The organism is Mycolicibacter sinensis (genome assembly GCF_001673565.1).
Lineage (GTDB): Bacteria > Actinomycetota > Actinomycetes > Mycobacteriales > Mycobacteriaceae > Mycobacterium > Mycobacterium sinense_C.
The window spans coordinates 1-20125 of sequence record NZ_LZMF01000032.1; the positions used below are offsets into that span (position 1 = coordinate 1).

Consider the following 20125-nt stretch of genomic DNA (forward strand, 5'->3'; position numbering starts at 1 on the left):
CGCACATATTCCGAAACCGAACAAACCGCAGCACACCAACCCTTGACCGGACCCCACCCCTTCAGGGATGACTCTGCGCCTACCAGGCAAAAGTGCGAGTAGGTCGCCTGGTACACGCAGAGTCAACGGGCATTAGCGATCGGCTGTGCCGATGACGCCGACCCGCTGCGCCCGACTTCGTCGCGCTAGCGATCGGCGTCGGTGTAGCGGATGATCCCGCGAATGTTCTTGCCGTCCAGCATGTCCTGGTAGCCGTCGTTGATCTGCTCCAGCTTGTACTGGCGGGTCACCATGTCGTCGAGGTTCAGCTTGCCCACCGAGTACATCGACAGCAGCTGCGGGATGTCGTACTGCGGGTTTCCGCCGCCGAAGATGGTGCCCTGCAGGTTCTTCTGCAGCAACGTCAGCATCGCCAGATTCAGCGTGACCTGGTTGTCGAGCATGGACCCCATCGCGGTGAGCACGCAGGTGCCGCCCTTGGCGGTCAGCACCATGTAGTTGTCGATGTCGGCACCGTGCACCTCGCCGACGGTGACGATCACCTTGCGGGCCATCAGGCCGTGGGTGACCTCCATCATGCCGCCCATCGCGGCGAAGATGTCCGCGTAGACGTGGGTGGCGCCGAACTTCAGCGCCTGGTCGCGCTTCCACTCCACCGGGTCGATGACGAAGATGTTGCGGGCGCCGGCGTTGACCGCACCTTGCAGCGCCGACATGCCGACGCCGCCGACGCCGACGATCGCGACGTCTTCACCGGGGCGGATGTCGGCGCTGCGGACCGCCGACCCGTAGCCGGTGGTGACACCGCAGCCGACCAGGCACGCCACCTCGAACGGGATCGACGGGTCGATCTTCACCACCGAGGATTTGTGCACCACCATCCACGGCGAGAACGTGCCCAGCAGCGTCATCGGGTAGACGCCCTGTCCGCGCGCGGTGACGCGGAAGGTGCCGTCGCTGACCGCGACGCCGTTGAGCAGCCCGGCGCCCAGGTCGCACAGGTTGCGCAGCCCGGACTGACAGGTCGGACACGCCCCACAGGACGGGATGAAGGACAGCACCACGTGGTCGCCGGGCGCGATGTCTTCCACCCCAGGGCCGACCTCGGTGACGATGCCGGCGCCCTCGTGGCCGCCGAGGACCGGGAAGCCGGCCATGGGAATGCTGCCGGTCATCAGGTGATGGTCGGAGTGGCACATCCCGGCCGCCTCCATCTGGATCTTGACCTCGTCTTTCTGGGGGTCACCGATCTCGATCTCCTCGACCGACCACGGCTTGTTGAACTCCCAGAGCAACGCACCCTTTGTCTTCACCACGAACCTGCTTTCATCTCGGATATCCGGCTAGAGAACGGCCCCGGGCCTGGCTCGGGACGTCGGGCAGCCCACCCGTCGCAGCCTATAGCCGACTACCACGTCGCGGGAAGATTCTGTTCGAATCGCGCATCGCCGCGATCAGCCGTGGTAGGAGACTTGCAGCTCTTTGACCCCGTTGATCCAGCCGGAGCGGAGTCGTTGCGGCTCGGCCAGTTTGGCGATGTCGGGCAGCTGGGTGGCGATCTCGTCGAACATCAGCCGGATCTCCATGCGGGCCAGGTTGGCGCCGATGCAGTAGTGCGTGCCCTGCCCGCCGAACGCCAGGTGTGGATTGGGATCCCGCAGGATGTTGAAGTCGAACGGCCGGTCGAAGACCTCTTCGTCGAAGTTGGCCGAGCTGTAGAACAGCCCCACCCGCTGCCCCTGGCCGATGGGCACTCCGCCAAGCTCGGTGTCGACCTTGGCAGTGCGCTGAAAACAATGCACCGGCGTGGCCCAGCGGACGATCTCGTCGACGGCGGTCTCGGGCCGTTCGCGCTTGTAGAGCTCCCACTGGTCGGGGTTCTCCGCGAACGCATTGATGCCGTGGGTCATGGCGTTGCGGGTGGTTTCGTTGCCCGCCACCGCCAACAGGATCACGAAGAACGCGAACTCGGTCTCGCCCAGTGATTCGCCGTCGATGTCGGCCTGCACCAGCCGCGTGACGATGTCGTCGGCCGGACAGCGCCGCCGCTGCTCGGCCATGGTGTAGGCGTAGCCCATCAACTCGGCGTTGGCCATCGCCGGATCGGAGTCGAAATCCGGGTCGTCGGTGTTCATGATCGAGTTGGTCCAGTGAAACAGCTTCTCCCGGTCGGCCTCGGGTACCCCGATCAGATCGGCGATCGCCAACAGCGGCAGTTGCATTGCGATGTCATCGACGAAGTTGCCGCTGTTCTTCTCGGCGGCGGCGGCAACGATGTCGCGGGCCGACTGGGCGAGCTTCTCCTCGAGCGCACCGACGGAGCGCGGAGTGAACAGCCGGGAGACCAGCTTGCGCAGCCGGGTGTGCTCGGGCGGGTCATGATTGATCAGCAGTGCCTTGGTCAGCTCCAGCTGGTCGGCGGTGATGCCCTCGGGCAGCCGCATCACCGCACCCTTGGCGTTGGTCGACCACACCTCGTTGTCGCGCGAAATCTCTTTGATGTGCTGGTGTTTGCTGACCACCCAGTAGCCGCCGTCGTCGAAGATATTGCTGTGCGCGGGCTGCTCGTTCCACCAGACCGGAGCGGTCTTGCGCAGCTCGGCGAACTCGGCGATCGGCATGCCGTGCAGGAGGACGTCCGGGTCGGTGAAGTCGAAACCGGGGCCGAACGGACAGGACGGTGTGGACGTCACCACAGCGGAACCGGTGCCTTGCCCAGTGGGTAGTAGCCGGGGATCTTCTCGCCGGCCAAGCTGCGTTCGATGCGCTTCTGCATGCCCGCCGACAGTTTGCCCGCCTTGATCAGGTCCATGTAGAGCGCGGAGACGTGGCCGAAGTCGAAGAAGTCCCGCTGCCAGTTGAACTTTCCGTCGCCCGCGTAGCGGAACCAGCTGCCGCCGATCCCGTAGATCTCGGCCTGCGACCCGTCGGCGTCGGTGGCTACCTGCTTCCAGAAACCGACGATCTCGCCCTGCCGGTCGTCGATGATCACCTTCTGGTACGGGTAGGTCCAGCCGTGCAGGCCCTCCATCTCCTGGCCCAGCGCGATGTCGCGGATCTCGTCGATGCCGACGCACATGACGTCTTCCTTGGGGCCGATGTTCCAGCCGTAGGTCGCGTCATCGGTGTAGAAGGCGGCCAGATTGCGCCAGTCACCGGCCTTTTCGGCGTCGCGGTTGGCCTGCAACCAGCGGTCGACGACGTCTTCGAGTTCTTCGCGGGGGAACGGGGCCATCTTTCAATCCTTTTTCTCGTGAATGGACAACGCTCGGGTGGGACAGGCCCGTACGGCCTCTTCGATCTGGCGGCGGTCGTCATCCGGCGGTTCGTCGTTGAGGATCTCGACCTTGCCGCGCTTGGGCACCCGGAAATAGTCGGGTGCCTCCAGCTCGCACATGGCGTGGCCCTGGCAAAGGTCCAGGTCCACTTTGACGTGAAAGGTCATGGCGCAGCGCCTCCTTATCGCCGACGGCGGCGGTAGCGCACCTTGGCCGGGCGGGCCAACTGCACCACCATCTTGGAGTGGTCGTTGCGGTAGGTCTCCGGCGGCTGCGACATCTCGAACTCGTATTCACGCAGCAGCACCGAGAAGATCGCCTTGATCTGCATGGTGGCGAACGCCGCCCCCACGCAGCGATGCCGGCCGGCGCCGAACGGAATCCAGGTCCAGCGTTGGATGACGTCTTCCTCGCGCGGCTCGTTGTAGCGTTCCGGCACGAACTCGTTGGGCTCGGGGAACGATTCGGCGATCCGGTTGGAGACCGCAGGAGACGCCGCCACCATGTCGCCCTTGTGGATCGGATAGCCGCAGACCTCGAACTCGTCCTTGGCCACCCGCATCAGGATGATCAGCGGCGGGTGCAGCCGCAGGGTCTCCTTGAGCACATTCTCCAAGTTCGGGATCTGGCGCAGCGCATGGAAACTCACCTCGCTGCCGTCGGCGTAGAGCTCATCGAGTTCCTGGATCACCGCGGCGAGGGCCTCGGGGTGGCGCAGCATCTCGATCAGGGTCCACGCCGATGTTCCCGAGCTGGTGTGGTGGCCGGCGAACATGATCGAGATGATGATCCCGGTGATCTCATCGGCGGAGAACCGTGGGTTGCCGCTCTCGTCCGGGATCGAGACCATGACGTCGATCATGTCCCGGCGCCGCTTGTCGGATTCGGGGTTGGCGATCCGGCCGTTCATGATGCCCTGCACCAGTTCGACCAGCTTGACGCGGGCTTCGTCACGGCGCCGGAAGCTCTCGATCGGCAGGTACGGGTCGACGTAGCACAGCGGGTCGGTGCCGCGTTCGAGTTCGTAGTACAGCTCGGCGAACCGGTGATCGAGTTCCTCGCGGAACTTCCGCCCGATCAGGCAGGCCGTCGAGGTGTAGATGGTCAGCTCGGCGAAGAACTCCAGGAGATCGATTTCACCGCTCTCGCCCCAGTCGGCGATCATCTGGCGCACTTCGTGCTCGATGGTGCTGGCGTGGCTTTTCATGTGGTCGCCGCGAAGTGCGGTGTTGTGCAGCATCTCCGCGCGCCGTTCCGGCGGCGCGTCGAACACCACGCCGTTGCCGAAGATGGGCGTCATGAACGGGTACGCCGCGGCCTGGTCGAGTTCGTCGTCGGTGGACCGGAAGAAGAACTCGTTGGCTTCGGCGCCGGTCAGCAGCACCACCTTGCGGCCGGCCAGATCGAACCAGCCGACGTCCCCGCATTCGTCGCGTACCCGCTGCATCAGCGCGATCGGGTCGGTGCGGAACTCCTCGAGGTGGCCGTGCTCGGCCTCGCCTCCGGAAACCCGGGGAACCTCAATACTGACGGTCATTGCGGCATTCCTTCCTCACCCAATTGCAGGTGCTGGCGGTCGGAGGCGGTGTCGTGCAACGGCGCCTCCGGCTGCACCTCCAGGTCGACGATGTGCGCCCCGCGCGGTGTCTCCGCGACGAAGGCGATGGCCCGCGCCAGGTCTTGCGGGCGAAGGAAATAGCTGTGCCGGGCCTGTCCCCACTTGGCCCAGTCTTCGAGCATCGGACCCACCTGCTCGGCGGAGAGCTTCCAGCCCATCTCGGTCAGGGTCGGGCCGGGATGCACGATCGAGGCCCGAACCCCGGTGCCCTCCAACTCCATCCGCATGTTCTTGACCATGGCGACCAGGGCGGCCTTCGCGGCGCCGTACGCGCCCATGTGCGGGCGCTGCTGCAGCGCGACGTCGGAGCCGACGAAGATGACGTCGCCGCGGCGGCGGGCCACCATGTCCGGCACCACCGCGGTGGCGAGCCGGTTGGCGCCGATCAGGTGCACCTGAATCTGGTCGTTGAACGCCTCGGTGCTCAGCTCGTGGATGCGACCGGGGAACATGTCGCCGGCGCCGGAGACCAGCAGCTCGATCTCGCCGATCGCATCGATACTCTGGGCCACAAAGGATTTCACTGAATCGGCGTCGGTGACATCCAGTGGGAAAGCGACCGCCTCGCCGCCTTCGCCGCGGATCTTGTCGACCAGCTCGGTGAGTTTCTCGGTACGCCTCGCGCCCAAGGCCACCGGGAAACCGCGGCGCGCCAGCTCTTCTGCGGTGGCGGCACCGATACCCGAGGACGCTCCCGCGACGATGGCGGGCCGCCGGGCCGGGGGTGGATCGAAACGTGGCACTTAGGCCTCCTTGACGGTGATCGGGAGGTCGGCGAACCCGCGCACGTTGGAGGAGTGCACCCGCACGGCGTTGGCTTCGTCGACCTGGTAGTCGCTGATCCGGTTGAACAGTTCTTCGAGCGCCACCCGGGCCTCCATCCGGGCCAGGTGTGCACCGAGGCAGAAGTGGGCGCCGCTGCCGAAACTGAGCAGCTTGGAGCCGATGTCGCGGCCGATCCGGAATTCGTCGGGGGCCTCGAAAATCCGCTCGTCGCGGTTTCCCGAGCCGGGCAGCAACAGCACCACGTCACCGGCCGGAATGGTGGTGTCGTGCAGGGTGTAGTCCTGCGCGGCGGTGCGCGCCAGGATCTGGCTGGGAGTGTCGTAGCGCAGCGTCTCCTCCACCCACAGTGGGATGCGGGAGTGGTCAGCGAACACCGACGTCAGCTGGTCGCGGTTGCGGTGTCCCCAGTAGACGGAGCTGCCCAGCAGCTTGGTGGTGGTCTCGTTGCCGGCGATCACCATCAGGAAGAGGAACGCCAGGATCTCCTGGTCGCCGAGCCGGTCTCCGTCGACCTCGGTTTCCAGCAGCGCCGAGGTCAGGTTGTCGGCCGGGTTCTTCTTGAAGTCGGCGATCATCTCGTTGTAGTAGGTCATCAGGTCCACCGACGCCTGGATCGCCGACGGCGGGACATCGCTCACCCCGTCCTCGCGGTGCAGCACCCCGTCGGCCAGTCCCCGGATGCGCGCGCGGTCGGCTTCGGGGACACCCATCAGCTCGGAGATGACGTCCATCGGCAGTTTGCCGGCGAAGTCGTTGATGAACTCGAACGAGCAGGTGCCGTCGGAGCCCGGCTGGATCGCGGTATCCAGATGCTGACGCGCCAGCCGTACCACCTGCGGTTCGAGCTCGCGGATCCGGCGCGGGGTGAAGCCTTTGGACACCAGGGTGCGAAGCCGCAGGTGCTGCGGATCGTCCATCGCCAGAAACGACATCACCAGCTGGGCGTGCGGGCCGCGGGAGACCGGGTCCAGCGAGACCCCGTCGCGGTTGGACAGCGCGTCACTGTTGCGGAAGCCTTGCAGCACATCCGAATGACGCGAGATCGCCCAGAAGTTCAGCTCCTCGTTGCGATACACCGGCGCTTCGTCGCGCAGCCGCCGGTAGTACGGGAACGGGTCCTCGTGAAAGTCGTAGTCGTAGGGGTTGAGGACCGGCGGGTCCGAAGTCAGAGTCGGCAGGCTCATCGCGATGCTCCTGGTTCGAGGATCAGGCTGACCACGTAAGCCAGCCGATCGGTGATCTGGTGGTAGGTGAAGGCGCCGCTGCCGGCATTGACCAGGGCGCCGAAGAACGTCATCTCCAAGGCGGCGACCAGCTGGGGGTCAGCGCCGGGGCCGATGGCCGAGGTGATGCGCCGGTGGATCTCCGCGCCGATCCGGTCGCGCACCGTGCGGACAGCCGGCTCGCCGCCCCCACCGAGCAGCGCCGCCGTGCAGGCCGCCGCGACCTCCGGCTCGTCGGCCACCACCAGCGCCAGGTGGCGCAGCGCCTGGTTGACGCGCTTGGGCATCGGCTCGTTGACGTCGGTGAAGTAGGGGACCTGGCGGACCAGGTCCAGGTAGACCTCGGCGATCAGGTGGTTCTTCGACGAGAAGTAGGTGTAGGCGGTCGCCGGGGCGACCTTGGCGCGTGCGGCCACCGCGCGCACGGTGAGGTCCGCATACGACTTCTCCCGCAACATCTCGACGCCGGCGGTCAGAACCTTGCGGAAGGTCTCTTCCTGACGACGGTTGCGGGCCCCGCCATTCGACGAGCCGTTCGCCGAGGTGACTGCCGCCACCGATTCGCTGGACACCTGTCCAACGTAGCCGAAGGCGGCTGGGTTGGGCAAGTCCACTGGAAACCAAGAGTTTTTCGTAATCCGGCTTGCGGGAGCGGCGATGCTGCGGTTAGGGTTCGGTCCAGCGAGAACGGACAAGTGTCCAATTTTTGGTCGGGCACGCAAGCTGTGGGAGTGACTGATGGCGCTAATCGACGGCGTGAGCCGGCTGCTCATCGACGGCAAGCTGACCCCCGGCGGGGCCGGCAGCTTCGCCACCCTCAACCCGGCCACCGAGGAGGTGCTCGGGGAGGCGGCCAACGCCGACGCCGCCGACATGGACCTCGCCATCGACGCGGCACGGCGGGCCTTCGACGGCACCGACTGGTCGACCAACACCGCGCTGCGGGTGCGCTGCGTGCGCCAGCTGCGCGATGCGCTGGGCGAGCATGTGGAAGAGCTGCGCGAGCTGACGATCGCCGAGGTGGGGGCGCCGCGGATGCTCACCGCCGGCGCCCAGCTCGAAGGTCCGATCGCCGACCTCGCCTTCGCCGCCGACACCGCCGAAAGCTACGAATGGACCCAGGATCTCGGCCAGGCCAGCCCGCTGGGCATTCCCACCCGGCGGTCGGTGGTGCGCGAGGCGGTCGGAGTCGTCGGCGCCATCACCCCGTGGAACTTCCCGCACCAGATCAACCTGGCCAAGCTCGGCCCGGCGCTGGCCGCCGGCAACACCGTGGTGCTCAAGCCCGCACCGGATACCCCGTGGGTCGCCGCGGTGCTCGGTGAGCTGATCGCCGAGCACACCGACATCCCGCCGGGCGTGGTCAACATCGTCACCTCCACCGATCACACATTGGGTGCCATGCTCGCGAAAGACCCTCGGGTGGACATGGTTTCGTTCACCGGCTCGACGGCGACCGGCCGCAGTGTGATGGCTGATGCGGCCGCCACCATCAAGAAGGTGTTCCTGGAGCTGGGCGGCAAGTCCGCCTTCGTGGTGCTCGACGACGCCGATCTGGCCGCGGCCTGCTCGGTGGCGGGGTTCTCGGTCTGCCTGCACGCCGGGCAGGGCTGCGCGATCACCACCCGGCTGGTGGTGCCGCGGGCCCGCTACGACGAGGCGGTCGCTATCGCGGCCGGCACCATGGGTTCGATCAAGCCGGGCGATCCGAGCAAGCCGGGCACCGTCTGCGGGCCGGTGATCTCGGCGCGTCAGCGCGACCGGGTGCAGAGTTACCTCGATCTGGCGTTGACCGAGGGCGGCAGCTTCGCCTGCGGTGGCGGGCGACCGGCCGACCAGCCCGCCGGCTTCTTCATCGAGCCCACCGTGATCGCCGGGCTCACCAACTCCGCGCGAGTGGCCCGCGAGGAGATCTTCGGGCCGGTGCTGACCGTGATCGCCCACGACGGCGACGACGACGCGGTGCGCATCGCCAACGACTCGCCCTACGGGCTGTCCGCGACGGTCTACGGCGGGGACGCCGAACGCGCCGCCGCGGTGGCCGCCCGGCTGCGCGCCGGCACCGTCAACGTCAACGGCGGGGTCTGGTATTCGGCGGACGTGCCGTTCGGTGGATACAAGCAGTCCGGCAACGGCCGGGAGATGGGTGTCGCCGGGTTCGAGGAGTACCTGGAAATCAAAGCCATTGCGACAGCTGCGAACTGACTTCACATCTAGGGATCCAAGGAGAGAACGCATGGGGCAATTCGACGACAAGGTGGCCATCGTCACCGGTTCCGGCGGCGGGATCGGGCAGGCGTATGCCCAGGCGTTGGCCGCTGACGGCGCCGCGGTGGTGGTCGCCGACATCAACGTCGACGGCGCGCAGAGCGTGGCCAAGCAGATCGTGGCCGACGGCGGCAAGGCCCTCGCGGTCTCCGTCGATGTCTCCGACCCCGAGTCGGCGAAAGCCATGGCGGATGCCACGGTGGCGGAGTTCGGCGGGATCGACTACCTGGTCAACAATGCCGCGATCTTCGGCGGCATGAAGCTCGACGGTCTGTTGACCGTGCCGTGGGATTACTACGAGAAGTTCATGCGGGTGAATCTGGACGGCGCGCTGATCTGCACGCGTGCGGTTTACGAGCACATGGCCAAGCGCGGTGGCGGTGCCATCGTCAACCAGTCCTCCACCGCGGCATGGGTTTACGCGAACTTCTACGGGCTGGCCAAGGTGGGCATCAACGGCCTGACCCAGCAGCTCTCCCGCGAATTGGGCTGGCGCAACATCCGGATCAACGCGATCGCGCCCGGACCGATCGACACTGAGGCCAACCGGGTCACCACCCCGCAGGCCATCGTCAAGCAGATGGTGCAGCAGCTGCCGCTGGCCCGGATGGGCACACCCGAGGACCTGGTTCCGATGTGCCTGTTCCTGCTGTCGGATTCGGCGTCGTGGATCACCGGGCAGATATTCAATGTCGACGGCGGACAGATCATCCGATCATGAGCGCGACGCAAGCAGCTGCCCGCCTCGGCTACATCGGGCTGGGCAACATGGGTGCACCGATGGCCAAGCGGATGGTCGAATGGCCGGGTGGCGTAACGGTATTCGATCTGCGGACCGAAGCGATGACGCCGCTGGTGCAGGCCGGTGCCGGCCCCGCGGACAGCGTCGCCGACGTCGCCGCAGCCGCCGACATCATCAGCGTCACGGTGCTCGACGACGCCCAGGTCCGCGAGGTGGTCGCCGAGCTGGCGGCCAATGCCAAGCCGGGCACCGTCATCGCGATCCACTCGACCATCGCCGACACCACGGCCGCCGAGCTGGCCGAGCAGCTCAAGCCGCAGGGCATCCACGTCATCGACGCACCGGTCAGCGGCGGCGCCGGCGCCGCCGAGAAGGGCCAGCTGGCCACCATGGTTGGCGCCGAACGCGCGGTCTACGAACAGATCAAGCCGGCGTTCAAGTGCTGGGCGTCGCTGGTCATCCACGCCGGAGAACCCGGCGCCGGTACCCGGATGAAGCTGGCGCGCAACATGTTGACGTTCACCGCCTACGCCGCGGCCGGCGAGGCGATGAAACTGGCCGAGGCGGCCGGGCTGGATCTGCAGGCACTGGGCCGGGTGGTGCGGCACACCGATGCGCTCACCGGCGGGCCCGGGGCGATCATGCTGCTCGACTCGACGGCGCCGCTGCCCGCGGACCACTTCCTGCGCGAGGCGTTCACCCACACCCGCGGTCTCGGGGAGAAGGACCTGGGGCTGGCGCTGGCGCTCGGCGAATCCACCGGAGTGGAGCTCCCGCTGGCCCGGATTGCGCTGGCCGAGCTCGCCGCGGGCCTGGGCGTGCCGCATACCAAGGACTAGGAGAGAACTGATGGACGAACTTCGCCGCACCGGCCTGGCCAAGATGAATGAGGTCTACGCCTGGGAGATGCCCGACATGCCCGGCGACTACTTCGCACTCACTGTTGATCACCTGTTCGGCCGGATCTGGACCCGTCCCGGACTGTCCATGCGTGACAAGCGGTTGATGACGCTGGCGGTGGTCACCGCGGTCGGTGAGAAGGACCTGGCCGAGATCCAGGTCAATGCCGCGCTGCACAACGGGGAGCTGAGTGAGGACGAGCTGCGCGAGCTGCCGATCTTTTTGACCCACTACGTCGGCTTCCCGCGGGGATCCGGGCTGAACGCCGTGGTGGAGAAGGTGATTGCCAAGCGGGCCAAGGCCGCCGCCGCCGGGAAATCCGAGGACAAGAAGGCCAACGTCGACGCCGTGCTGGAAAAGCAGAAAGGCGAATGACCGGCACCCTCCTTGCCGCCCGCGGAGCCGTCGTGGTCGGCGGCAGCCGCGGCATCGGACGGGCGGTCGCCGAAAAGCTTGCGGCGTGCGGCGCCGGGGTGGTGGTCAACGGCCGCGAGCAGGAGGCGGTCGACGATGCCGTCGCGGCGATCACCGGCTCGGGCGGGCGGGCCGTCGGGCTGGCCGGAGCCGCCGGTACCGAGGAGACCGCCGCGGCGCTCATGGCGGCCTGCCGGCAGGAATACGGCAGCGTCGACGTTCTCATCAATTGCGCCGGGGTGGCCGAACCGGCCGGCTCCTCGATCCTGTCGATCACCAGCGCCGAATTCCATGAACTGCTCGACGCTCACCTCGGCACGGTTTTCCACACCTGTCGGGCCGCCGCCCCGATCATGGCCGAGCAGCGACACGGGGCGATCGTCAACAGCGGTTCGGTGGCATCCCTGGGGGATTACGGCGGCACCGGCTATCCCGCCGGCAAAGGGGCGGTCAACGCCTTGACGCTGGCGATGGCGTCCGAGCTCGCCGAGTACGGCGTGCGAGCCAACGTGATCTGTCCCGGCGCGAAGACGCGACTGTCGACCGGCGCCGACTACGAACAACACATCCGCGACCTGCACGCCAGGGGCCTGCTCGATGAGTTCACCATGGCCGCCTCGCTGGCCCCGGCGCCGGCCGGCTATGTGGCCCCGCTGTACGCCTACCTGGCCAGCGATCTGGCCAGCAGCGTGACCGGGGCGGTGTTTGTGGCTTCCGGAGGTTTCGTCGGCCGATTCGATCGGCCGGCCCCCGCGGTGCTGGGCTACCGCGATCACCAGCATTCGGCACCGTGGTCGATCGCGGACCTGCACACCATGGTGACGGGCGGCTGATCAGGCGATCGCCCGGTGGACACCGATAGGGTGAGCCCCATGCGCGTCTTGGTGATCGGTTCCGGTGCCCGCGAACACGCCCTACTACTGGCATTGCGCAACGATCCCAAGGTCGACCACCTGGTGATCGCCCCCGGCAACGCCGGTACCACGGCGGTGGCCGAGCAGCGCGACGTCGACATCACCTCGGGTCCGGCGGTCACCGCGCTGGCCCGCGAGGTCGGGGCCGACCTGGTGGTGATCGGGCCGGAAGTGCCGCTGGTGTTGGGCGTGGCCGACGCGGTACGCGCCGCCGGGATCGCCTGTTTCGGGCCGTCGAAAGACGCCGCCCGCATCGAAGGCTCCAAGGCGTTCGCCAAGGATGTGATGGCTGCGGCAGGTGTGCGCACCGCCCGCTCGGAGATCGTCGACAGCCCCGCCGACCTGGACGCCGCCCTCAGCCGCTTCGGCCCGGACGCCGGGGAGGCGGCCTGGGTGGTCAAGGACGACGGCCTGGCCGCCGGCAAAGGAGTGGTGGTGACCCCCGACCGGGCTGCGGCGCGGGCCCACGCCGCGGGACTGCTCGATGCCGGGCACCCGGTGCTGTTGGAATCGTTTCTCGACGGGCCCGAACTCTCGCTGTTCTGCATCGTCGACGGCGACACGGTGGTGCCGTTGCTGCCCGCCCAGGACTTCAAACGCGTCGGCGACGGCGATACCGGCCCGAACACCGGTGGTATGGGTGCCTACGCCCCGTTGCCGTGGCTGTCCCGGGAGGCCGCGGCGGGTATCGTCACCGACGTCGTCGCACCGGTCGCGGCCGAACTGGTGCGCCGGGGCAGCCGGTTCGCCGGGCTGCTGTATGCCGGTCTGGCGATGACGTCGACCGGGCCGGCGGTGGTCGAATTCAACTGCCGCTTCGGGGATCCCGAGACCCAGGCGGTACTCGCCCTGCTGGAGTCGCCGCTCGGACAACTGCTGCACGCCGCGGCCACCGGCGGACTCGATAAGTTCGGTGCGCTGCGCTGGCGAGACGGCGCGGCGGTGACGGTCGTGCTGGCCGCCGAGAACTATCCGGGCCGGCCCCGGGTCGGTGACGTGATCGTAGGCGCCGAGGGTGACGACGTGCTGCACGCCGGCACCGCCCACCGCGACGACGGAGCGGTGGTGTCCTCCGGCGGCCGGGTGCTCTCAGTGGTGGGCACCGGTGACGATCTGACCGCGGCCCGCGCGGCCGCCTACCGGACGATCGGCTCGATTCGCTTGCCGGGCAGCCACTTCCGCACCGATATCGGCTTGGCCGCTGCCGAGAACAAGATTCGGATCTAACCGGCGAACTCGGCAACCCCGACGGTAGGATTGCTCACTATGTCTGATGAAAATCAGCCGGACTCCGCGGAGTCGGCCACCGAGGAAACCCCGACCGACCACCCCGAACCTGCGAAAAGACCGTCGCGCAAGGCGGAAAGACCCTCAGACAAGGCGGGAAGGCCCTCAGGCAAGGCGCCGGCGAGTCCGGGCTGGCGGCCCGTGGTCGCGGCGGCAGCGGTGGCGCTGGTCGCCGGAGCCCTGGGCGGTGCGGGTGTGGCCGCCTGGTGGCACCCCGGATCCGGATCGGCCAAGTCCTCCGGCCAGAAAGCCGCCGACGCGACCAAGGACGTGTGTGCCGCAGCAGTGCTCGCGCGTCAGGCGGTGGCCAACAACATGCACTTGAAGAATCCCGACCCCCAGAACCCGGTTGCCCAGCTCGCGGTGGCCGCCAACGCGCGGCTGTCACTGACTGCGAGTGCCGCATACCTGCGGGGCCGGCTCGAAGCGAACCCGGGCACTCCGCACGACGTGGTGACCGCCGCCCGTGCGATGGCCGGCGAGCTCGAGCACCTGAATCTCAGTTACCTTATCGGGCAACCGAACTCAGATCGGGAGCAGTTGGGACGCGACCTCGACGCGCGGATCGCCGAACTGGGTAAGCTCTGCCAGTAATCCCAGCGCCCTCCCGGGCGCTGGGATTACGGTCCGGTCAGAACCAGCTGCTCGGGTCGAAGAGGTCGAAGCTGCCTGCGGCCGTTGACATTGCGTCGTCGAGACCGATGAAGGCTGCGCCTGCATCGAGCGGGTTGGCTGCATCGATACCGCCGAACAGCGAACTCAGGTCGATGTTGCCGAACGGCGTCACCAATGTGTCGGTGATGGTGCCGTCCTCACCCGGGGTGGCGATGTAGACGTTCTGCCAACCGCCGCCGAAGTTGAAGACGTCGTAGACCGTTCCGTTCTCGGGCAACAACGAGGCGTCCACACCGTCGACGGGTGTGGTGTCGAAGACGGTCAATGCGGTGTTGGTCAGACCGAACAGGTTCGTCACATCCTCGGAGGCCGTGATGGTGCCGAGGTCGGTGAGATTCGATCCGCTGCCGCTGTAGACATCGAAGTGTTGGGTGGCCAGATGGAGCGGGATGGTGTCGTTCTTCTGGATCGTTCCGACTGCGATGTTGAGCAGTGGTGCCGCACCGATGAGCCCCGGTACAGGGGTGAAACCCTCTGTCTCGGTGTCGCCGGACCCGCTGAACGGGTCGAAGGTAAAGCCGCCGAGGCTGAAGGCATCCTCACCAAGGCCGTCGCCGCTGACACTCAGACCGGTGAAGGCGTCGCCGGGGTCGAGCTTGTTGGCCGCGTTTATGCCGCCGAACAGTGAGTCCAGATTCATGTTGCCGAACGGGGTCACCAGCGTATCGGTGACGGTACCGCTGGTGCTGCCGACATCCGGGGTCGCGGTGTAGACGTTCGCCCAGCCGTTGCCCAGATTGAGCACGTCGTAAACGGTTCCGTTCGCCGGAAGCAACGAGGCGTCTGTACCGTCGTCCGGGGTGCTGCTCAGGACGGTGAACTGGGTGTTTGCCATGCCCAGCAAGTTCGTCGCATCTACGCCGGTGTGGATGGTGCCGAGTTCGCTGAGGCTCGACCCGCTGCCGCTGTAGACGTCGAAGTCCTGCGGAGCCAGTGGACTCGATCCCAGGAGTATGCCGCCGCCGAGGTTCAATAGCGGCGGGGCACTTCCCAGAGAGTTGACCGGGTTGAAGCCGTCGGTCACCGTGCCGTCCTCAGCGGTGCTGAACGGGTTGAAGGTGGTGCTGCCGATGGTGAAGGCATCGTCGCCGAGGCTGCTGTCGCCGACCTGTAGCGCCGCGAACGCGTCGCCGGGTTGCAGCGGGTTGGCGGCGTTCATGTCGGCGAACAGCGCGCTCAGGTCGGTGTTGCCGAACGGTGTCACCAGGGTATCGGTGACGGTGCCGTCCTTGCCCGGGGTTGCGACATAGACGTTGTAGAAGCCGCCGCCCAGGTTGAGCACGTCGTAGACGGTTCCCGCAACCGGCAGCTTTGCGGCGTCGACTCCGTCGGCGGCGGCGGTGTCCAGCACGGTGAACGCGGTGTTGGGTAGGCCGAACAGGTAGGAGACGGTTTCGTTGGTGTCGATGCTGCCGAGCGATGTGGTGCCGTTGTACAAATCGAAGATTTGCGGGGCGAGGTCGATCTGGAGGAAACCGAGGTTTGCCACTCCACCGCCGAGGATCAATAACGGCGCAGCGGTGCTGAGCGGAGGAACCGGGTCGAAGCCCTCGGCGCCGGCTGCCGTGATGGGGTCGAAGGTGGTGCCGTCGATGGTGAAGGCGTCCTCACCGGGCGCGGCGGTAGCGACCGCGGCCTGCAGAAACGCTGCGGTCAGTAACCCGCCACCCGCGGTGGCGGCAACAGCGGCCGCCTGGATACGTCGGTTCGTCATCAGGCCTTCCAATCTGTTTGTTCGGGCTCAGGAACAGTTGAGTTACCCATGAGTATGGTTAGAAAACTACGCCCTGTGTTTTCCATCACACAAGACTTTTTCGGGCCCGTAATGCGGGAAATTTGAGCGTTTTCGCAGACAAATGAGGATGAATCGCTCCGAATTGTGCTGTTGCGCCGAACCTGCGCTCAGTCGGGCGCTTCGGGATGTCGTAGGTCCGTGTCCGGCGACTAGACGAAGTCGCTGAGGAATTGCCTAGGCAGTCAGCAGCGAAAACGAAGCGTCCCGCTCGGCGCCGGGCGCGGAGCGGGACGCTTCATGCTCGCTCTGTCAGAACCAGGTGCTCGGGTCGAAGAGGTCGAAGCTACCGGCGGCGGCCGCGTCGAGGCCCGACACCGCATCGCCCGCGTCAAGCGGTGCGACGGCATCGAACATGCTGAACATGCTCGACAGGTCGATGTTGCCGAATGGCGTGATCAACGTGTCGGTGATGCTCGACGCGCCGGTGCCGTCGGCGTTCGGGATGGCCTCGTAGACGTTGGTGAAGCCCCAGAGGTCGGTGACGCTGTAGACCGTGCCCAGTGTCGGCAGGTCCGCAAGCTGGGCGTCGGTGAGACCGGAGGCGGCGTCGACCGAGGTGACGGTGAACTGGGTGGTCTCGATCCCGAGAATGTTCGACATGTTCTCGCCGAAGCTGACCGTGCCCAGGGCGGCACCGCTGTCGTCGTAGACCGAGATACCGTCCTGGGTGGGCAGGAAGGCCCCGAGCGCGTTGACGCCGGAAATCTGCAGCAGCGGTGCGATACCGAACAGCGGATAGCTGGCGTCGGTGCTGAACCCGTCGGCGCCCGGGTCGAAGGTGGTGCCGCCGATGGTGAACGCGTTGTCGCTGAGGGCGGCGCTGTCAGATGTCGCGGCGAGCGCACCCAACGGCGCAGCCGGGTCCAGCGGTGCGGTCGCGTCAAAGGTCGTCGGTAGGTTGAGGTTGCCGAACGGGGTGACCAGGGTGTTGGTGATGGTGGCCGACCCGCCGCCGGTTCCCGGGGTGGCCTCGTAGACGTTGGCAAAGCCACCACCGAAATCGGTGACGCTGTAGACGGTCCCGACGGCGGGCAGTCCCGCAAGGCTGATGTCGTTGAGCACGCTGGCGATGTCATCGTTGGTGATGCCGCTGCCGGCGAGGTCGAGGCCGCTGGGCAGAAGCGAGACGAGGACGTTATCGCCGGTGATATCGCCGCTGCCGTAGCGCAGGATGTCGCTGTTGGCGGCCAGGGCATTCGCCAGGTCTTCTGCGGTGAAATCGGCGCTGCTGAAGTCGAGGTCGGCGGCCAGGGCGCTTTCGAGCGCGGAGGTGGCCGGGTCGATGGCGCCGACGGTGAACTGGGTGCTGTCGATCCCGAGCACGTCGGAGTACCAGAGGAAGGTGTGGACGGTTCCGGCGTCGGTACCGTCGGCGTACACCGTGAATTCCTGCTCCGCCTGGGTGCCTTCCAGGCCGCTACCGGAGATATTGAGTGCGCTGGCCTGCAAACTCAGCAGCGGCGCGAAGCTGGACAAGGACAACGGCATAGGGATGTCGATGCCGTCGCTGCCCGGGTCGAAGGTGGTGTCCCCGATGGTGAACGCGTTGTCGCTGAGCCCGCTGATGCCGGATGCGTTCCCCAGGGATTCCAGAGGGGCACCCGGGTCCAGCGGTGCGATGGCGTCATAGGGGGTCGGTAGGTCGAAGTTGCCGAACGGGGTGACGAACGTGTTGGTGATGCTTGACGCGGCCGTTCCGTCGGCGTTGGGCACAGCCACGTAGACGTTCGCGAAGCCGCCGCCGAGGTTGGTGATGCTGTACACCGTGCCGTCGGTGGGCAGCTCGGCGGCTTGAGCGGCGGTCAGGCCATCGGCCGCAGTGCTGCTGGTGACGGTGAACTGCGCGGTGACGATGCCCAGGAGATTCTGAACGTTGGTCGAGGTCAGCAGTGTGCCGAGCGTTTCGCCGCTGCTGTCCTCGATGGTGAACTGCTGCGACCCCAGACTGGCGAGGCCGAGCAGGTTGTCGCTGCCCAGCGACAGCAGCGGGGAGTTGGCGAACATCGGGGTGAGGGCTTCATAGCCGTCGGTCTGCGTGCCGGTCAGCGCGTCGATCGCCACCGGGTCGGTGAAGCTGATATCGCCGATGGTGAACCCGGCGTTGGATCCGCTGTCGGCGACCGCGACCGCCGCGTGCAGAAACGCTGCGGTCAGCAGCCCGCCCCCGGCTGTGGCGGCAACGGCGGCCACTTTGACACGTCGATTCATCGACACACACCTTTCACTCTGTTAACGGGGACCGAACGTCAGAACCAGCTGCTCGGGTCGAAGAGGTCGAAGCTGCCTGCGGCCGTTGACATTGCGTCGTCGAGACCGGTGAAGGCGTCGCCCGGGTCGAGCGGGTTGGCGGCGTTGAAGATGCCGAACAGCGAGCTCAGGTCGATGTTGCCGAACGGGGTGACCAGGGTGTCGGTGATGGTGCCATCCTCGCCGGGGGTGGCGATGTAGATGTTCTGCCAGCCACCGCCGAAGTTCAGGACGTCGTAGACCGTTCCCTTCACCGGCAGCAACGCGTCCTCCACACCGTCGGCGGGCGTGATGCTTTGGACGGTGAACTCGGTGTTGGCCATGCCCAGCAGGTTCGCCACATTCACACTGGCCTTGATGGTTCCGAGGTCGGCGTCGTCGGTCCCGCCATAGATGGTGAAGTCTTGCGGCGCAAAGTTGATCGGGTTCACCCCGGCACCGATAGCGACGGTGGCGCCGCCGAGGCTCAGCAGCGGCGCGGCGCCGAACAGCGCGGGAATGGCGCGGAAGCCGTCGGCCATATTGTCGCCGGTCCCGGTGAACGGGTCGAAGACGTAACCGCCGAGGCTGAAGGCGTCCTCGCCGTAGGCGCTGTCGCCCACTTGCAGACCGGTGAAGGCGTCGCCCGGGTCGAGCGGGTTGGCGGCGTTGAAGCCGGCGAACAGTGCGTCCAGGCTCATGTTGCCGAACGGTGTCACCAGGGTGTCGTGAACGGTGCCGCTGGTGACGGTGCCGTCTTCGGCGACGACGTCCGGGGTGGCGATGTAGATGTTCGCCCAGCCGCCGCCGAGGTTGAACGCGTCGTAGACCGATCCCAGGGCCGGCAGCTGCGAGGCCTCCACGCCGTCGGCCGCGGTGACGCTTTGGACGATGAACTGTGTGTTGGTCATCCCCAACAGGTTCGTCACGTCCACCGCGGTGTGGGCGGTGCCGATCTCGGTGGCACTCGACCCGGTTCCGCTGTAGACGGCGAAGTCCTGGGGAGCGAACGGGGTGGGCTGCACGTTGGGAAACGCCGAGCTGATGACCAGTTGGCCGCCGCCGAGGTTCAACAGCGGTGGAATGGCGGCGAGCGAGCTGACGGGGGTGAAGCCGTCGGTCACGGTGCCGTCCTCAGCGGTGCTGAACGGGTTGAAGGTGAAGCCGCCGATGGAGAAGGCGTCGTCGCCGATGCTGCTGTCGCCGGCTTGCAGCGCGGCGAAGGCGTCGCCGGGCTGCAGGGGGTTGGCGGCGTTCATGCCGGCGAACAGCGCGCTCAGGTCGGTGTTGCCGAAGGGCGTCACCAGGGTGTCGGTGACGGTGCCGTGCTCCCCCGGGGTGGCGACGTAGACGTTGTAGAAGCCGCCGCCCAGGTTGAGCACGTCGTAGACGGTTCCGGCCACCGGCAGCTTCGAGGGGTCGACGCCGTCGGCGACGGTGCTGCTCATGACGGTGAACGCGGTGTTGTGCAGGCCGAGCAGGGTTGAGACGGTTTCGTTGGTGCTGATGCTGCCGAGCGACGTGGTGCCGTTGTAGAGGTCGAAGCTCTGCGGGGCGAGGTCCAAGCTGTTGCTACCAAGGGCTACCGTCCCGCCGCCGAGGCCCAGCAGCGGCGGAGCCAGGTTCAGCGGTCCTACGAGGTCGAAGCCCTGGCCGCCGGCCTTCAATATCGGGTCGAAGGTGGTGCCGTCGATGGTGAAGGCGTCTTCGCCGGGCGCGGCGGCAGCGACCGCGGCTTGCAGAAATGCCGCAGTCAGGAGTCCGCCACCCGCGGTGGCGGCAACAGCGGCCGCCCGCATCCGTCGATTCGTCATCACAGTCTTCCAATCTGTTCGCGTCGGGCTCAGAAAACAGGGGAGTTACTTATGAGTAGGCTGTTGAATTTACCGGGGTGTTCTTCGTCACACAAGAATTTGCGGCAACGTAAACAGGGTCAATTGTTCCAAACTCCTGGAAGTATTGGCCGAGGAAGAAGACCGTTCGACGAATTCTCGGCGCG

At 66.7% G+C, this 20125-nt stretch carries 18 protein-coding genes; 7 read left to right on the top strand and 11 right to left on the bottom strand.

Annotation, left to right across the window (positions count from 1 at the left end; genetic code table 11):
• Positions 1–185: 185 nt before the first annotated feature.
• The 8 genes from A5648_RS04880 to A5648_RS04915 form a co-directional block, all read right to left on the bottom strand.
• Positions 186–1313, bottom strand: coding sequence for an NDMA-dependent alcohol dehydrogenase (locus A5648_RS04880; protein ID WP_065023556.1), 1128 nt, complete (start codon positions 1311–1313; stop codon positions 186–188).
• Between the two features lie 141 nt (positions 1314–1454).
• Positions 1455–2693 carry a cytochrome P450 gene (locus A5648_RS04885; RefSeq protein WP_065023557.1) on the bottom strand — a complete coding sequence of 413 codons (1239 nt, stop codon included), beginning with the start codon at positions 2691–2693 and terminating at the stop codon, positions 1455–1457.
• Positions 2690–3235 (bottom strand): hypothetical protein, encoded by a 546-nt coding sequence (locus tag A5648_RS04890; RefSeq protein ID WP_065023456.1) that lies wholly within the window; start codon positions 3233–3235, stop codon positions 2690–2692. The genes A5648_RS04885 and A5648_RS04890 overlap by 4 nt, the downstream gene beginning before the upstream one ends.
• Before the next feature lie 3 nt (positions 3236–3238).
• Complete coding sequence (locus A5648_RS04895; RefSeq protein WP_065023457.1) at positions 3239–3445, bottom strand: ferredoxin; 207 nt, start codon at positions 3443–3445, stop codon at positions 3239–3241.
• 14 nt (positions 3446–3459) lie between these two features.
• Complete coding sequence (locus tag A5648_RS04900) at positions 3460–4815, bottom strand: cytochrome P450 (RefSeq protein ID WP_065023458.1); 1356 nt, start codon at positions 4813–4815, stop codon at positions 3460–3462.
• Complete coding sequence (locus A5648_RS04905; protein WP_065023459.1) at positions 4812–5639, bottom strand: SDR family oxidoreductase; 828 nt, start codon at positions 5637–5639, stop codon at positions 4812–4814. The genes A5648_RS04900 and A5648_RS04905 overlap by 4 nt, the downstream gene beginning before the upstream one ends.
• Positions 5640–6866, bottom strand: coding sequence for a cytochrome P450 (locus tag A5648_RS04910; protein WP_065023460.1), 1227 nt, complete (start codon positions 6864–6866; stop codon positions 5640–5642).
• Entirely contained in the window at positions 6863–7477 is a 615-nt protein-coding gene (locus tag A5648_RS04915; RefSeq protein ID WP_065023558.1) for a TetR/AcrR family transcriptional regulator, read from the bottom strand. The genes A5648_RS04910 and A5648_RS04915 overlap by 4 nt, the downstream gene beginning before the upstream one ends.
• A 166-nt stretch (positions 7478–7643) precedes the next feature.
• On the opposite strand from A5648_RS04915, the gene A5648_RS04920 reads away from it, so the two are divergent.
• The 7 genes from A5648_RS04920 to A5648_RS04950 all read left to right on the top strand — a co-directional run bounded on the left by A5648_RS04920 (position 7644) and on the right by A5648_RS04950 (position 14024).
• On the top strand, positions 7644–9110 hold the full coding sequence (locus A5648_RS04920; RefSeq protein ID WP_065023461.1) for an aldehyde dehydrogenase: 1467 nt from the start codon (positions 7644–7646) through the stop codon (positions 9108–9110).
• A 31-nt stretch (positions 9111–9141) separates the two neighbouring features.
• Positions 9142–9894, top strand: coding sequence for an SDR family oxidoreductase (locus A5648_RS04925; protein WP_065023462.1), 753 nt, complete (start codon positions 9142–9144; stop codon positions 9892–9894).
• Positions 9891–10754, top strand: a complete 864-nt coding sequence (locus tag A5648_RS04930) for an NAD(P)-dependent oxidoreductase (protein ID WP_065023463.1) — start codon at positions 9891–9893, stop codon at positions 10752–10754. The genes A5648_RS04925 and A5648_RS04930 overlap by 4 nt, the downstream gene beginning before the upstream one ends.
• A 10-nt stretch (positions 10755–10764) precedes the next feature.
• Entirely contained in the window at positions 10765–11190 is a 426-nt protein-coding gene (locus A5648_RS04935) for a carboxymuconolactone decarboxylase family protein (RefSeq protein WP_065023464.1), read from the top strand.
• Positions 11187–12062, top strand: coding sequence for an SDR family NAD(P)-dependent oxidoreductase (locus A5648_RS04940; protein WP_065023465.1), 876 nt, complete (start codon positions 11187–11189; stop codon positions 12060–12062). The genes A5648_RS04935 and A5648_RS04940 overlap by 4 nt, the downstream gene beginning before the upstream one ends.
• A 39-nt stretch (positions 12063–12101) precedes the next feature.
• The gene (purD, locus tag A5648_RS04945; protein ID WP_065023466.1) at positions 12102–13370 is read left to right on the top strand and encodes a phosphoribosylamine--glycine ligase; all 1269 of its coding nucleotides are present in this window, start codon (positions 12102–12104) and stop codon (positions 13368–13370) included.
• Positions 13371–13571: 201 nt separating this feature from the next.
• Positions 13572–14024, top strand: coding sequence for a hypothetical protein (locus tag A5648_RS04950; RefSeq protein ID WP_065023467.1), 453 nt, complete (start codon positions 13572–13574; stop codon positions 14022–14024).
• Positions 14025–14061: 37 nt separating this feature from the next.
• On the opposite strand, the gene A5648_RS04955 is transcribed toward A5648_RS04950, so the two are convergent.
• From A5648_RS04955 to A5648_RS04965, 3 genes are all read right to left on the bottom strand, one after another.
• The gene (locus tag A5648_RS04955) at positions 14062–15819 is read right to left on the bottom strand and encodes a hypothetical protein (protein WP_065023468.1); all 1758 of its coding nucleotides are present in this window, start codon (positions 15817–15819) and stop codon (positions 14062–14064) included.
• 330 nt (positions 15820–16149) lie between these two features.
• Positions 16150–18108, bottom strand: coding sequence for a hypothetical protein (locus tag A5648_RS04960; protein ID WP_131810525.1), 1959 nt, complete (start codon positions 18106–18108; stop codon positions 16150–16152).
• 38 nt (positions 18109–18146) lie between these two features.
• A complete protein-coding gene (locus A5648_RS04965; protein WP_131810526.1) occupies positions 18147–19940 on the bottom strand; it encodes a hypothetical protein in 1794 nt (597 codons plus the stop codon).
• Positions 19941–20125 lie beyond the last annotated feature (185 nt).